The organism is Pseudomonas sp. SIMBA_041, assembly GCF_046535095.1.
GTDB classification, from domain to species: domain Bacteria; phylum Pseudomonadota; class Gammaproteobacteria; order Pseudomonadales; family Pseudomonadaceae; genus Aquipseudomonas; species Aquipseudomonas mucoides.
In genome coordinates this window covers 1-240 of sequence record NZ_JAWRXJ010000873.1, presented here as the reverse complement: position 1 = coordinate 240, position 240 = coordinate 1, and the positions used below count along the sequence as shown (strand labels likewise).

General features: G+C 61.2%; 1 protein-coding gene. It reads left to right on the top strand.

From position 1 onward, the window contains the following. Positions 1 to 14 precede the first annotated feature (14 nt). A partial coding sequence (locus tag SB725_RS33635) for a GGDEF domain-containing protein (protein WP_410923751.1) occupies positions 15 to 240 on the top strand: 226 nt, incomplete at its 3' end.

Below are 240 nucleotides of genomic sequence, written 5' to 3'. Positions count from 1 at the left end.
GGGCGGGCGCACTGTTGCTGGCTCGCGAGCTTCGCCGACGCCAGCGCGCCGAATGCGACCTACAGCGACTGGCACGTCGAGATGCGCTGACCGGGCTCGAGAACCGCGGGGCGTTCGACGAAATGTTGAGTCAGGAATGGGCGAACACACTGCGCACGGGAAGGCATCTGTCACTGCTCTTTATCGACATCGACCGATTCAAGTCATACAACGATCATTACGGCCACCAATCCGGCGATC